This window comes from Oceanimonas sp. MB9 (assembly GCF_011319775.1).
GTDB classification, from domain to species: Bacteria; Pseudomonadota; Gammaproteobacteria; order Enterobacterales; family Aeromonadaceae; genus Oceanimonas; species Oceanimonas doudoroffii.
The window spans coordinates 536,788-551,322 of record NZ_VFBE01000005.1; the positions used below are offsets into that span (position 1 = coordinate 536,788).

The following is a 14,535-nucleotide window of genomic DNA, read 5'->3' on the forward strand; positions in this document are numbered from 1 at the left end:
GGGGTTACTTCCTCACCCGCAGGATCACACTCTCACCCTGGGTCACAATGCCGCTGAGCTTGCTCAGATCCTTGACCTCGTCCATGTTGGAAATCACCACGGGAGCGAGGGTAGACTTGGCCTTTTGCTCCAGCAGGGCCAAATCGAACTCCAGAATGGTCTCGCCTTTTTTCACCTGCTGGCCTTCCTGGGCGATGCGGGTAAAGCCTTCGCCTTTTAGCTCGACGGTATCAATGCCGAAATGCACGAACATCTCAAGGCCGGAGTCGGACTCAATAGAAAAGGCGTGGTTGGTTTCAAAGATTTTGCCGATGGTGCCGTCGCAGGGGGCCACCATTTTGTTGCCGCTGGGCTTGATGGCGATGCCGTCACCCACGATTTTCTCGGCGAACACCACATCGGGCACTTCCTCAAGAGGCACGATTTCACCGGAGAGGGGAGCGAACACCTCTATGGTGTTGGCATCATTTGTGTCGTCTGACACCATTTTTTTCAGTTTATCGAACAGACCCATTGCCTAAGCTCCTGAAGGATTCAACCGATGATGATAGCACGGCCCCAAAGCAGGTAAACAGCCGTTGCGCATGGGAAAAGTTTGCGAGCACGGCATGCTCTGGAGGGAGAGTAGTTTGTCCTCACTGGCGGCGTTACATTCATCCTGAACGACGTGTTTAACGAGTGCCATATCGGCTGTGTGCCGGTTTCCTCGTGGCGTCATTCACATCATAAAAAAGGCGCCTTGCGGCGCCTTTTGAATCACGGCTGATTACTGTTGCAGTTCCTGCTCGGTAAAGATGCCCTGGAACAGGGCGGTGCTCAGATAACGCTCACCGGAGCTGGGCAGGATCACCACGATGTTCTTGTCGGCGAACTCGGGCAGTTCGGCAATACGGTTGGCGGCCACCACGGCAGCGCCAGAGCTGATGCCGGCGAGAATGCCTTCGTCCTTCATCAGGCGGCGGGCCATGTCGATGGCGTCTTCGCTGCTGATCTGCTCAACCCGGTCGATCAGAGACAGATCCAGGTTGCCGGGAATGAAGCCGGCACCAATGCCCTGAATCTTGTGCGGGCCGGGCTTGATTTCCTGGCCGGCCAGGGCTTGGGTGATCACCGGGGATTCCACCGGCTCAACCGCCACCGTGGTAATGGCCTTGCCCTGGGTGTTTTTGATATAGCGGGACACGCCGGTCAGGGTGCCGCCGGTGCCCACGCCAGCCACGAACACATCCACTTCGCCGTCGGTGTCTTCCCAGATTTCCGGACCCGTGGTCTTTTCATGAATCTCCGGGTTGGCGGGGTTGTTGAACTGCTGCAGCAGTACATATTTTTCGGGCTGGGATTCTTTCAGCTCCATTGCCTTTTCAATGGCGCCCTTCATACCCTTGGCGCCATCGGTCAGCACCAGGTTGGCACCCAGGGCCTTGAGCAGCTGACGGCGCTCCAGGCTCATAGTGTTGGGCATGGTCAGGGTAATGGGATAGCCACGGGAAGCGGCGACAAAGGCCAGGGCGATGCCGGTGTTGCCGCTGGTGGGCTCAATCAGTTCCTTGCCGGCAACCAGTTCACCGCGCTTTTCCGCGTCCCAGATCATGTTGGCGCCAATGCGGCACTTGACGCTGAAGCTCGGGTTGCGGCTTTCCACCTTGGCAAAGACACGGCCCTTGGCGACCCGGTTCAGCCTGACCAGAGGTGTACGGCCAATGGTGAGAGAGTTATCTTCAAAAATCTTGCTCATTGTGGCTATCCCTGATGTAAATGATCATGAAAGAGGGTTTACCATGTCAGCTTAATCTTTCCTGCGGGAATGAGAAGTGACGATTTGTTATAACAATATGTTATTAAATGATAAAATCATATTCCTTGTTTTTCGTGTTTTATCATCGATTGAAACCCGCCATTCGGGAGTCATTCGCGGTCGTCTGTGCGGCATGACCATGAGGTCAACGGCGATGGTTACAGTAAGGAACATAATCGGCCCTGGGTCCGGTCCTGATCCCGGGCGGAGTGACGGATATTCAGTGATGAAAAAAATCGGCATGACAATCTGGCTGTGGAGCATGCTGCTGCTCAGCGGCACGGCCCTGGCGTCTTCCTGGCAGGGCTCCCCCGAGGCGCGGCTGCAGTTGCATCAGCTGGGGCTGGAGCTGGCCCTGGCCGATGTCCACCCCGAACTCACCCTCCGCTGGCAGCAGGCGGTGTCGCCGGAAACCGCCTCCGATGCGGCGGACGACAGCCTGTGGCTGGGGCTGGCTGCCTTCTGGCGGCAGTGGGCCACCCTGAACTTTGAGCAACGCCAGTATCTGCAAACTCGGGACCTGGCACTGGTGGCCAGCGAGGCAGAGATTGCGGGGCTGCATGAGGCGAGACTGAACAACAACCTGCTGGCGCTGGTGCGATCGCAGATCCCCGGTTACGGCGACTATGACATCCTCAAGCAGCAGCTGGCCCGTTTGCTGGCCATGGCCGACGAGCCCTGGCCCGCTCTGGCCGGCCCCACCCTGCGTCCGGGAGAGCAAGGGCCGGCGGTAGCGCTGCTGCGCCAGCGGCTGCAGCGGTTAGGGGACATGGAGCCGGCCCTTGAGCCGGAAGAAACCGGCGACGACAACGTTTTTGATCAGGCGCTGGCGGCGGCGGTGGCGCGTTTTCAGCATCGCCACGGTCTGCAGGTGGACGGCGTGGTCGGGCCGCACACCTATGCCTGGCTCGATGTGTTGCCCCGCAGCCGGGCCCAGCTGCTGATGCGCAGCATGCTGCGCACCCTGATCGGCGACAGTCTGCCGGCCTCCTACTTGTTGGTGAACATTCCCGAATACCGACTGCGGCTGTATCAGCGGCAGGTGATGGTGCTGGAAAGCGATGTTATCGTGGGGCAGGACAGCCGAAAAACCCCCATCATGCACAGCAACATTACCAATGTGGTGGTCAATCCGCCCTGGAATGTGCCTCGCTCCATCATCAACAAGGACATAGTGCCCCGTTTGTATAAGGATCCCGGCTACATTGCCCGTCAGGGGTTTGAGGTGCTCGACGGCAGCGGTCGCGTGGTACCCGACGAAGAATGGCGGTTTGTGTTGTACACGGAAAACCGCTTTCCCTTTCGCTTGCGGCAACGGCCCGGCAACCTTAATGCCCTGGGAGCGTGGAAGTTTCATCTGCCCAACAACGAGGCCATCTATCTGCACGACACGCCCGCCCGAGGGTTGTTTGCCCGGGACAGCCGGGCACTGAGCTCGGGTTGCGTGCGGGTGGCCAACGCCGAGCAACTGGCGCTGTGGCTGCTGAGTGATCGCTGGAGCCCGGAGCGGCTGGCGGCGCTGAAAGCCACACGCCATACTCGCTGGCTTCCGGTGAGCGAGCCGTTGCCGATCTTTATGGTGTACTGGCGCGGCTGGCTGGGTGAAGACGGCCTGCCCCGCTTTCGTGACGATATCTACGACTTCGACCTGTCTCTCAATGACCCCTTTGCCCGTCGCGACAGCCAAACCTGAATGAGTCTTGAGTCTCGCTTTTGCGACTCCTTATAACCATTGGTTGTTGATCTGGCGTGTTTATTCAGGTTAGCTTGCGCTCACTTTTGTCGTATTAATCGGGCTGTCCCACACCCTGTGTAGGGCGGCCGACTCACGCATTGCTCAGGAGGTTGTATGCTGAAACGCCATGTGGATCGCCGCCGTTTTTTAATGGGCCTGGGAGGGCTGAGTGCCGCCGCACTCATGGTGCCCGGCCAGGCTCGGGCCAGTCGTTCGGCGCCGGTACGCAAGCTCAGCCTGCACAACCTGCACACCGGCGAGCAGGTCAGCGCCAGCTTTTGGGAAGAAGGCCACTACATTGATGACGGCCTGGCTTCGTTCAACAAGGTGATGCGTGACTTTCGTACCAACGAGGTGCATGCCATCGATCCCAAGCTGTTTGACCAGCTGTTTTTGTTGCAGCACCGCCTGGGCAAACAGGGCGAAATCCAGATTATTTCCGGCTACCGTTCACCGGCCACCAATGCCATGCTGCGCAAAACCAGCTCCGGGGTGGCCAAGAAGAGCTATCACATGAAGGGCCAGGCCATTGATTTGCGCCTGCCCGGCGTGGAGTTGGCCAACCTACGCCAGGCCGCCCGCAAGCTGGCGGTGGGCGGCGTGGGCTATTACCCCGGCTCCAACTTTGTTCACCTCGACACCGGTCCGGTACGCAGCTGGTAAAAGTGATCCACCCACAGGGCGGTGGCACCGCACACCGCCACCGGCATCACCAGCAAATTGATAAAGGGCAGGCTTGAGCAAAGGGTCACGCTGGCACCAAAGCCCCAGGTCAGCCGGCGACGAGTGCCGAGCTCGCGTTGCATCAGGCTGAAGTCGATTTTGTGGTTGTCAAAGGGGTAGTCGCAATACTGAATGGCCATCATCCAGGCGCTAAAGGCAAACCAGATAAGCGGCGCCAGGGTCTGGCCCACCACGGGCACCAGAAACAATAACAGGCAGCCCAGCGCCCGGGGCAGGTAATAAGCCATTTTGCGCCACTCTCTACCCAGCATGCGCGGGGTGTCCTTGATCAGATCGAGCCAGCCACTGTCGGGCACCGGATTACCGGTTAGCTTGAGCTCCACCCGTTCGGCCAGCAGGCCATTAAAGGGAGCCGCCAGCATATTGGCAAAACCGGTAAACACGAAGGAAAAGCCCATCGCTATGGTCACCAGGGCCAGCGGCCACAGCAGGTAGCCCAGCCAGTGCAGGTAGTCGGGAGTCTGCTCCGCCAGCCAGGTGAACACCGCTTCCAGCTGCACAAACAGATAGTAGAAGGCGCCGCCAAACAGCAGTAGGTTGACCAGCAAGGGGATAATCACAAAGGGACGTAAATCCCGCTCATTGATCAATGACAGGCCCTTCATCAGATATTGGGGCCCGCTGGCGCTGTGATAACTGGCAGACATAAACATGTTCCAAAAGTAACCGAGCGCTCATTTTAAAGAAGCTTACCAGCAACCGCCACCGTCGCTGATACGGCGCGAAATGCGCTGTCGCAGCCATTTTTCTTGCTTAAACCCCGCTTTGAGGCGATAAAGGTCATGATTTTATGTGACTGGTGCCTGTCAGACTCTTGTCAAACCCGCATGGTAAACATACCCTTGTCGGCAGTATTCGGGATTGTGCCGGGGCCTGCGGCTCGGCCGGCAATAACAAGACAGAGAAACGATAATGCAGGATTTGCGAATTATCTTGATTATTCTGGGCGCCATTGCCATTGCCGCCCTGCTGATCCATGGACTGTGGACCAGTCAGAAGGAACGCCAGGCCCCCATGCGCAACAAGCCTCTGGGCAAGGTGGCCACCGAGCCGGCTGCCAGCGATGACTTTGACCAGGACGGCATCGGTCGAGTGCGGGTAGTGAGTGGCCGCAAGGCCGCCCGGGATGACGACTGGCAGCCGCAGCCCGGGTTTTCGGCCCTGGATGATGATGAGGACGCCGATGAGCCGTCCCTGCGGCGGGCCGAGGCCAAGCCTCAGCCCACCCAGCACCAGCCTGCCGCCGCGTCAGTGGTTGAGGAAGAAGAATTCGATCCCCTGTTTGACGAACCGGTCCGTCCGGCTGCTGAAAGGGGTGAGACCGCCCACTCACCGGCCCCGCAGGCCGAGCCAGCAGGTCCGGCTGAACCGGTACAGCCCACAGCCAAGGCCCAGCCGCAACCACCAAAGGCTGCTCCCCGGCCCGAGCCGGTGGTGGCCGAGACTATTAACGAGCCGCAAGTGCACGCCGAGCCGGCGCCTCAGCTCAGACCCGAGCCTCAGCCGGTGCTGCGAGAGGTGCCGCGTACCTGGCAGGATGTGTATGTGGTGAACCTGATGGCCCGTCCCAACCAGCAGATTGACGGTGCCGCCCTGATGCGTGCGCTCACTACCAACGGGTTTCACTTTGGTGAGATGGATATTTTCCATCATCACCAGACCCCGGCGGGGCAGGGCAGTGTGCTGTTCAGTCTGATCAACATGGTCAAGCCCGGCACCTTCAACCCCAAGGCCATGAGTGATTTCAGCACACCGGGTGTGTCCATCTTTATGCAATTGCCCCGTCCGGGTATGGCCAAAAATCAGTTCAACCTGATGGTGCAGACCGCCGAAAACCTGGCAGAAGAGCTTGATGCCCTGCTGTTTGACGTGGAGCGAGCCCCGCTCAGCCCCGATTATCTGGCGCATTGCCGCGAGCAATTACGGGACTACGACAGCCAGGCCCAGTGACCGACTTGTTTTGAAAGTTAAGTGCGGCGTTAGCCGCACTTTTTGTTTAAACGGAACTCCATTAATGAACGACGCCCACGCCCGCCTTCTCGCCCTGCGCGAGCAGCTTAATACCTGGAATTATCAATACTACGTGGAGGATGCCCCCTCGGTGCCCGATGCGGAATATGACCGCTGCATGCGCGAGTTGATGACCTTGGAAGCCGAGCACCCCGAGTGGCGGGATGCAGCTTCGCCCAGTCAGCGGGTGGGTGGTGTGCCGGTGTCGGCCTTTCCCGAAGTACAGCATGCCCTGCCCATGCTTTCCCTCGATAATGTGTTCAGCGAAGACGAGCTGACCGCCTTTGAGAAACGTATTCTCGACCGCCTGGGACGCACCGAGCCCCTTGAATTTTGCTGTGAGCCCAAGCTCGACGGCCTGGCGGTGAGCCTGGTGTATGAGCGTGGCCAGCTGGTGCAGGCCGCCACCCGGGGCGATGGCAGTACCGGCGAGGGCATTACCGAGAACGTCCGCACCATACGGGCGGTACCTTTGACCTTGCGTGGCGAGGGGTGGCCCGAGCGACTGGAAGTGCGGGGGGAGGTCTATATGCCCCGGGCTGGCTTTGAACAAATGAATGAGCGCGCCCGGGCCGAGGGTGGCAAGGTGTTTGCCAACCCCCGCAACGCTGCCGCCGGCAGCCTGCGCCAGCTTGACTCACGTATTACCGCCACCCGCCCCCTGGCGTTTTACTGCTACGGCACCGGCCTGGTAGAAGGGGCGCCTCTGGGTGAGCGCCACTTCGATATTCTGCAAACTCTCAAGGGCTGGGGCCTGCCGGTGAGCCCGGAGATAAAACGGGTGAGCGGCCGGGAAGGTTGCCAAGCCTATCATGACGATATTCTGGCGCGTCGTGATCGACTGCCCTATGAAATTGACGGTGTGGTCTACAAGGTGGACGAGCTGGCGCTGCAGGCACGACTGGGCTTTGTGGCCCGGGCGCCGCGCTGGGCCACCGCCCACAAGTTTCCTGCCCAGGAGGAGCTGACCGAGCTGCAGAACGTGGAGTTTCAGGTGGGCCGCACCGGTGCCATTACCCCGGTGGCCAAGTTGAAACCCGTAGCGGTGGCCGGGGTGACCGTGTCCAACGCCACCCTGCACAACGCCGACGAAATCGCTCGCCTGGGGGTCATGATTGGCGACACCGTCATTATTCGCCGTGCCGGCGATGTGATCCCTCAGGTGGTGGGCGTGGTGGAAGAACGTCGTCCCGCAAACGCGGCGGAAGTGGTGTTTCCGGCGCGTTGCCCCGTGTGTGATTCCGAGATTGAGCGCATCGAAGGCGAAGCCGTGGCACGCTGCACCGGCGGCCTGATCTGCGCCGCTCAGCGTAAGGAGGCCCTGCGCCACTTTGCCTCCCGCAAGGCGCTGGATATAGAAGGCCTGGGCACCAAGCTGGTGGAGCAGCTGGTGGACCATGAGCAGGTCAAAACCCCGGCGGATCTGTTCCACCTTGAGCAAGATACCCTGATGGGGTTGGAACGCATGGGCGAAAAGTCGGCGGCCAAACTGCTGGCCGCCTTTGACAAGGCTCGCCACACCACGCTGCCCCGTTTTCTCTATGCCCTTGGCGTGCGTGAAGTGGGTGAAGCCACTGCCAATAACCTGGCGCGCCATTTTCTTGAACTGAATACGGTGATGAACGCCGAGGTGGAAAGGCTCATTGAAGTGCCCGATGTGGGCGAGATTGTGGCCAAGCACATCTACTACTTCTTTCGCCAGCCCCATAACCGGGAAGTGGTGGATGCTCTGGTCAAGCCTCGGGAAGAAGGTGGCTGCGGCCTGACCTGGCCGGCGATGGAAGCGCCCAAGGCTGATGCCCAGCCACTGGCGGGCCAGACCTTTGTGCTTACCGGCACCCTGAACCGTATGTCGCGCACCGAGGCCAAGGCCGCCCTGCAGGCGCTTGGGGCCAAGGTGGCCGGCTCCGTCTCCGCCAAAACCAGCGTGCTGGTCGCCGGCGAAGCCGCCGGATCCAAACTGACCAAGGCCCAGGATCTGGGCGTGACCATTATGGATGAAGAAGGCCTGCAGGCACTGCTGGCAGAATACAATCCAGTTTAAATTTTTTCGAGGGATGGAGCAGAGTGGCGTTATTGCCAGTAATTTTCCGTGAAGCGGTACTGGTAATGTGACGAGGACGCAGTGGTAAAGTTGACAGGATGTTGGACATATAAAATTGCGCTACCTTAACGTCAATAAAGGTAGCGCTTTTTATTAGGCTGGATTTATAGAATACTCCGACCAGATATTATGTATGAGACGTAGTTCTATATCGTCTTTAACCCTGAACACCCCGGCAGTATCTATTTTATCTACCACTTCTAGATGTTCTAGTACACAATGGTACTGCGGTCTGTTCCAAAAGTCATGTATGAATATTAAAGAGCTGTTTTGATTTTCGTGTTTGATTATGTGCTCGATAGTAGTCATGACGCAGGCCACTCTGAATCGTCCATCAATTAGAATGAAATCGAAGGCCTTGTTATGACTTAATATAGCTTGGCTATAGAGGGGGAACTTATCCTTCTGTTCTGTTAGTGGGTATCCCCAATCGCCTGTAGGTCCTATATCTACAACCTTTACCTGACATTGTTGACCAAGCGTGTTCTGTAGTGCACTGACCCAATTTGGATCGCTCTCCACACCTTCGACAGCCAACCCTTGTTCAACCGCCCATACGGTGGAACCACCCGATCCAAACTCGAAGTAGTGGTTTGCTTCTTTTAAGTGCTTGATAAACAATTTTTTTTCACTATCCGTCATGGCTGGGCAAGTAGGGATAGGGAAGGTGTTTTTTTTTAAGCTTTTGCTTTGTAAGTAAAGCTTGGCTTGCTCAGGGTTTAAGCTATGTAATAGCTTAAACGTGACTCCTTGCATGTTATGTATTGAGTCTAATAGAAATGCCAGTTTATTTACCTGATCGTTGGAGTAGGTGTCTAGTTTTTTGTTATCAGGTATGAAAATGAGTGTACCTGATGCCAGCTCACTTTCTTCCTGATTGAGTTCGGGATTCGGGTGAAAGTTATTGTGCTTTATGTCATTTATTTTTAACAATCTGAATCCAAGCTGATTTAACTTTTTGCTTATGTTTTCAAAATTGACTTGTGTGGAATGCTCAGGTGAAAAACTAATGCCTACTTCAATCAGTAAAGCGTTGGCAAGTTTTTGTTTGCCGTGTTCAAGAATGCTCAAGTTATGGTGTTGTTCATCAAGTATCAGCCAGTCAATATGCTCGATACCTTCAATATCATCGATTCGGTTGCTGGTGACCAGCATAGTGCTAACCAGTTCGGGTGAGGCCTGTCCTGGAATGATTGAAACTGGGTCAGCTTGATAGATAGGTAAGGTGGTAGAGCGTTCAGCCTGTACTGCGAGTGCAAGTTCCATCTCACTGCCATCACCTAGAACGGTAAGTGGGAAATGCTGAAACAGGCCGGTGTGCTGCAACGGTTGTGCATCGCGTATTAAACCACCCGGATCCAGACAAATGTAGTTTACCCCTCCTTGTTTTAAAAAATCTTCGAAATATGGCTTGCAAGTGAGTATGGCTCCATGTTCAAGCGCAATAATATGGCCTGTAAAGTTGAAGCTGAAGGAGCCTTCTGCTGATTGCATTGTTTCTCGTTGGGGTGATGTTGATCGTTGCGTGGCATCAAGATCTTCCGTGGCACTCTTGTCACCAGTGGCCAGTAGAGGTGTTTCAAGTTGTTTTCGCTCAAACTCGGACAGGCTGTTTCGGTAGTCCTCAGCCATATCAGGATCAAGTTCTGCCAGTAATTGATGGGCACATGCATGCGATTGGTACACAGCATGAAGCAGAAAGGCCAGTTTCAGGCGCTGGTTGGCGCCGAGATCGGCACAGCGATCGGCATTGGGAATGAAAACGGCGTCGGCGAACAGCAGCTGTTCATCGTAGTTGGTACAGGCGTCAATTTTGCGCCGGTTGAACAGGCTGTGAAAGTCAAAGCCCAGTTCGGCCATACGTTGCTGGCAGTCGGCGAGGGCTATCTGCTTCCGGTGGGTCGGCAAAAAATTGACGCGAATCTGCACCAGCAGTGGGTGAGCCAGGGTGGCCACCCCATTGGCCAGAATGGGGTCGAAGTCGTTCAGGTTGTCCAGAACCAGCCATTCCAGGGTTTCTATGCCGGCGATATCGTCGAGCCGAACGGTGTTGATAGGCACCTGTGCAATCTGCTGGTATATCTGTGCCGTCTGTTCGGGCTGCTGGTCGAACTCCAGGGGCGGCAGGGTTCCGCTATAGGCGGGATCCTGAGTAATGCTCAATATGACTTGTTCGCCATCACCCAGGGTGGTCATGGGCACATGTTGAAAATCGCCGGTCTGCTGCAATTGCTGGGCATTGGCGATACGGCTGCCCGGATCCAGACACAGGGTACTGAACACATTCAGCTTATGGAACATGCTGAAGCGATGCGAGCTGGCAAGAATGCCGCCATTATCCAGCACTACTATCTTGCCGTTGAAGCGAAAGCGGAATTCATCCTCTTCAATCACCAGGGGGTCTGCCGGCAATTGCAGTTGAACCGGTTCGGCTTCGCCTTCAAACCGGGCATGTCCGTTGGTATCCAGTGTCAGGGCGGCGGGGGCCTTATGTTCGCAATGGCGTTGCCAGATGGCGCGCATGGCGTTGCTGAAGTGGCGGGCGAAACGGGGGGCGTCACATAGGGGGGATTCCAGTAGTGCGGCCCTCAGATGGGCGCGGATATTTGACAGGTTGTCCAGATCACCGGCCAGACTCACCACTATGTCGTGGTATTGCTGCCAGTTCTCGGCCACCAGTTGCCCCAGCCCGACATTGGTCAAGTGGGTGGCGGAATGGCGCCCGGCAAAGGTGGGGCCGGGCAGGGTAACCACGGGGACGCCCATGTACATGGCTTCGCAGGTGGTGAGACCGCCGGAATAGGGCCAGGGATCCAGGGCAATATCTACCTTGTTGTAGGTTTGCAATAGTTCGGCATGGGGGGATGGCCCCTCAAACAAAATCCGGTCGGCCTCGATATTCAGCCGGCCGAATTGTGCCCTGACGTTGTTTCTTAGGGTGTCGCTGCTGAACTGAAATCCTTTCAACAGCAGGCGAGAGTGGGGCAGTGCATGCATGATGCCGGCCCATTTCTCCAGCAAATACGGATTGAGCTTGGTCGGGTTATTGAAGCAGCCCAGGGTGATGTAGCCATTATATTTGGCCGGGGGAGCGTGAATATCGGGCGTATAGATGGGGGAGTTGTAACAGATATAATCATCCGGCAGGCGAATAAGCTTCTCGGTATAAAATTCGTCTTCTCCCTCGGGCGTTTCAATCTGATCGCTCAGCAGATAATCCATGGTGCTGAGCCCTGTGGTGTTAATCAGGCCCCCCACCCATTTGACCAGAATGGGTGCGGGTTTCATCGCCATGGTGCGCATGTGGCTACCGCTGTTGTGACCGCACAGATCGAACAGAATATCGATGTTATCTTCAATCAGCTGGTGAGCCAGATCCTGCTCGCCCAAGTGCACTACCGTCATCCATTTCGCCGATAGGTTCTTTATACGTTGCGTCACGGTATCTTCGGAAAGATTGGTGCTGTACGCATAGATTTCTATTTCATGGGCGGGAATTTCCTCCAGGGCGGAGGTGATCATTTGTCCCACGGGGTGAGTACGAAATCCATCGGAAATCATGCCGATACGCAGTGTTTTATCCGGGTTTAACGCCGTTGCCGGAAGCGGCATTTTGCTGATGTTTTTCGCGTAACGTTCTTCCCACTCCTTGTAGAGTGTTAGGATTTTTTCTTTCGGGTAGTGCGGAATATAATGACAAAAACTCAGGTAGTTATTGTAAGCGATGTCATTGTCGCCGGACAGCTCGATAGCGGTCAGATAGTAGCGTTCGGCTTTCTCAAACATACCTAAGCCTTTGTATATGTTGGCCAGGTTGTTCCAGTTGAAATGGTGGGGCTTGCCGTGCTCGATGATATGCTCAAGGATGGCGGCGGCTTCATTGTATCGGTGCAGCCCGCCGAGAATCATGCTTTTGTATTCAAGGGTTTGTTGGTGTTTGGGCTGGTTTTTTTCGGCGAGTTCAATGTGATGAAGTGCCACTCGGTTTTCGTTGGCATTGTGGTACAGCTTGGCCAGTTCTAGGTTGGCTTCATGGTGAGCCGGGGCCAGAGATAAAATGTGCTGAAAATCACGAACCGCATGCTCTGTTTCGCCTCTCTCCCGGTGGATCTTTCCTTTGAGCAACAGAGTGGATATTTGGTCTGGGGTGTTCGTCAGTGCCTGTTGTAATAGATCCAGGGCTTGTTTGGACTGTGATGAGCGCAGGAGTTGTAGGGCCTTTTCCAAAGTTGGGCGGGTTTGCTCTGCAAACTGGGTCGTTTGTTCTTTGTCGTTTTTACTCTGCGTCATGAGGCAGCCCCAAAGTCGTGATGATATGACTCGTGTCAAAGAACAAAAGAGGATACAACCAGAAGCCGTTAATGGTCTAGCTTGGTCGAGTCAGATGGGTTGGTTGTAAATGAGTCCTAAAGTTGGCTGGAATGAGGCCGATACTCGAAGTAACCAAGGGCATCGAGAGGATAGCGAAAAATTTTCTAAAGTCGCTTTTTTCACAGCCGATATCCTGAGTAACACGACCTGACCGGCAGTGTGCCGGCACCCTCAACGGAGAGCTTATTATGGCGATTACAGTCAACACCAACGTCACCGGCATGACCGCACAACGTAACCTGAACCAGTCCAGCAATGCTTTGGCCACTTCCATGGAGCGTCTGGCTACCGGTAGCCGTATCAATTCCGCCAAGGACGATGCGGCTGGTTTGCAAATCTCCAACCGATTGAACTCCCAGGTACGTGGTCTGGGTGTGGCCATGAAGAATGCCAGTGATGGTATCTCCATTGCGCAAACCGCCGAAGGCGCCATGAATGAATCTACCAATATTCTGCAGCGTATGCGTGACTTGGCCCTGCAATCCGCTAACGGCACCAACTCCGCCGAAGATCGTAAGGCGATTCAGAAAGAAGTGTCTGCATTGCAAAGCGAGCTGACCCGTATCGCCGAAACTACCTCTTTCGGTGGCCAGAACCTGATCGACGGCACCTTCGGCAGTCGTACCCTGCAGGTAGGCGCGAACTCCAACGAAACCATCGACCTGAGCCTGAAGAGTGTGGCGGCGAATGCCATCGGCTCTAATCGTGTAACCCTTGCGGCAGCAACTACAGCAACAGCAGGTCTGGGGGGGGGGATTGCCGCTGTAGCCGCTATTACCACTTCCACTACCAATGGCATTACCGCAGCGACCATGACCATCAATGGTGCCGAGACCGCCACTGTGGCCATTGCTGCCGGTGATTCTGCAAAGTCCATTGCTTCCAAAATTAATTCCGAGAGTGCCAAAACCGGTGTAACCGCCGAAGCCCGCACCGAAGCGGTTATTTCCGGCCTGAGTGCTCAGGGTCAAATCAGCTTTGAGTTGAATGGCACAGCGGTATCCGCCAACGTGGCTGACACCAACGATCTGTCCACCCTGGCCGATGCTATTAACGCCAAGTCTTCCGAGACTGGTGTCAAAGCAACGGTAGACGGCGGTGAGTTGACTATCGTTAATGACAACGGTGAGGACATCAACATCGAAAACTTCACTGGTGCCAATGCCACCTTGCAGGGTAAGGATATCGATGGCAACGATGCCGGTGACGCTGTTGCTCTGGCTACCGGTGGTTCCGACAGCACCATAGTGGCTGGTTCCATCCGCACTAACTCCAACGACTCGTTTGCTCTGTCCGTAGGCACGACTAATGCCACTGTTGACTTGACTAATACCGCTGAATTCTCTGTCCTGAGCGCAGTTTCTGAGCTGGATCTTTCCACTCAAGGTGGTGCCCAGTCGGCCATCTCCGTTCTCGACGGCGCCATCGGCATGATTGACGCTCAGCGTTCAGACTTGGGCGCCATGCAGAACCGTCTGAACAGCACCATCAACAACCTGGCCAACACCCGTGAAAACGCGGCTGCCGGTATGTCCCGTATCAAGGACGTGGACTTTGCTCAGGAAACCGTGAACCTGACCAAGCAGCAGATCCTGCAGCAGGCCGGTACCTCCATCCTGGCGCAAGCCAAGCAAATCCCGCAGGCGGCCCTGTCCCTGCTGGGTTAAGCCAACCTCAACCGGGGGGCAACCCCCGGTTTTTCGCCCTTGAGCTTAGTGGTACAGCCTGTTGTTCACTAAGCTGAATGGCGTTTTCACCCTGGTGATGAGGATTTAA

The 14,535-nt window shown here is 56.0% G+C and carries 9 protein-coding genes; 5 read left to right on the plus strand and 4 right to left on the minus strand.

The window, feature by feature from the left end; genetic code table 11:
- Window positions 1-4: 4 nt before the first annotated feature.
- Complete coding sequence (crr, locus tag OJHNALOF_RS05750) at window positions 5-514, minus strand: PTS glucose transporter subunit IIA (RefSeq protein ID WP_165661437.1); 510 nt, start codon at window positions 512-514, stop codon at window positions 5-7.
- Between the two features lie 252 nt (window positions 515-766).
- Window positions 767-1,735 (minus strand): cysteine synthase A, encoded by a 969-nt coding sequence (cysK, locus tag OJHNALOF_RS05755; RefSeq protein ID WP_165661438.1) that lies wholly within the window; start codon window positions 1,733-1,735, stop codon window positions 767-769.
- A 301-nt stretch (window positions 1,736-2,036) separates the two neighbouring features.
- Here cysK and OJHNALOF_RS05760 point away from each other — a divergent pair, with 301 nt between their 5' ends.
- Together OJHNALOF_RS05760 and OJHNALOF_RS05765 are read left to right on the plus strand one after the other, a co-directional pair.
- Window positions 2,037-3,488, plus strand: coding sequence for a murein L,D-transpeptidase (locus OJHNALOF_RS05760; RefSeq protein ID WP_240919641.1), 1,452 nt, complete (start codon window positions 2,037-2,039; stop codon window positions 3,486-3,488).
- A 156-nt stretch (window positions 3,489-3,644) separates the two neighbouring features.
- Complete coding sequence (locus OJHNALOF_RS05765; protein WP_094200041.1) at window positions 3,645-4,193, plus strand: DUF882 domain-containing protein; 549 nt, start codon at window positions 3,645-3,647, stop codon at window positions 4,191-4,193.
- Here the strand turns inward: OJHNALOF_RS05765 and cysZ are convergent.
- On the minus strand, window positions 4,160-4,921 hold the full coding sequence (gene cysZ, locus OJHNALOF_RS05770; RefSeq protein ID WP_094200577.1) for a sulfate transporter CysZ: 762 nt from the start codon (window positions 4,919-4,921) through the stop codon (window positions 4,160-4,162). The two genes, OJHNALOF_RS05765 and cysZ, sit on opposite strands and share 34 nt — an antisense overlap.
- Before the next feature lie 265 nt (window positions 4,922-5,186).
- On the opposite strand from cysZ, the gene zipA reads away from it, so the two are divergent.
- Window positions 5,187-6,224, plus strand: coding sequence for a cell division protein ZipA (zipA, locus tag OJHNALOF_RS05775; protein WP_165661439.1), 1,038 nt, complete (start codon window positions 5,187-5,189; stop codon window positions 6,222-6,224).
- A gap of 64 nt (window positions 6,225-6,288) precedes the next feature.
- Window positions 6,289-8,328 carry an NAD-dependent DNA ligase LigA gene (ligA, locus tag OJHNALOF_RS05780; protein ID WP_165661440.1) on the plus strand — a complete coding sequence of 680 codons (2,040 nt, stop codon included), beginning with the start codon at window positions 6,289-6,291 and terminating at the stop codon, window positions 8,326-8,328.
- Window positions 8,329-8,481: 153 nt separating this feature from the next.
- Here the strand turns inward: ligA and OJHNALOF_RS05785 are convergent, their stop codons facing one another.
- Entirely contained in the window at window positions 8,482-12,678 is a 4,197-nt protein-coding gene (locus OJHNALOF_RS05785; protein WP_165661441.1) for a tetratricopeptide repeat protein, read from the minus strand.
- A 269-nt stretch (window positions 12,679-12,947) separates the two neighbouring features.
- Between OJHNALOF_RS05785 and OJHNALOF_RS05790 the strand changes: the two genes are divergently transcribed.
- The gene (locus OJHNALOF_RS05790; protein WP_094200037.1) at window positions 12,948-14,426 is read left to right on the plus strand and encodes a flagellin; all 1,479 of its coding nucleotides are present in this window, start codon (window positions 12,948-12,950) and stop codon (window positions 14,424-14,426) included.
- Window positions 14,427-14,535 lie beyond the last annotated feature (109 nt).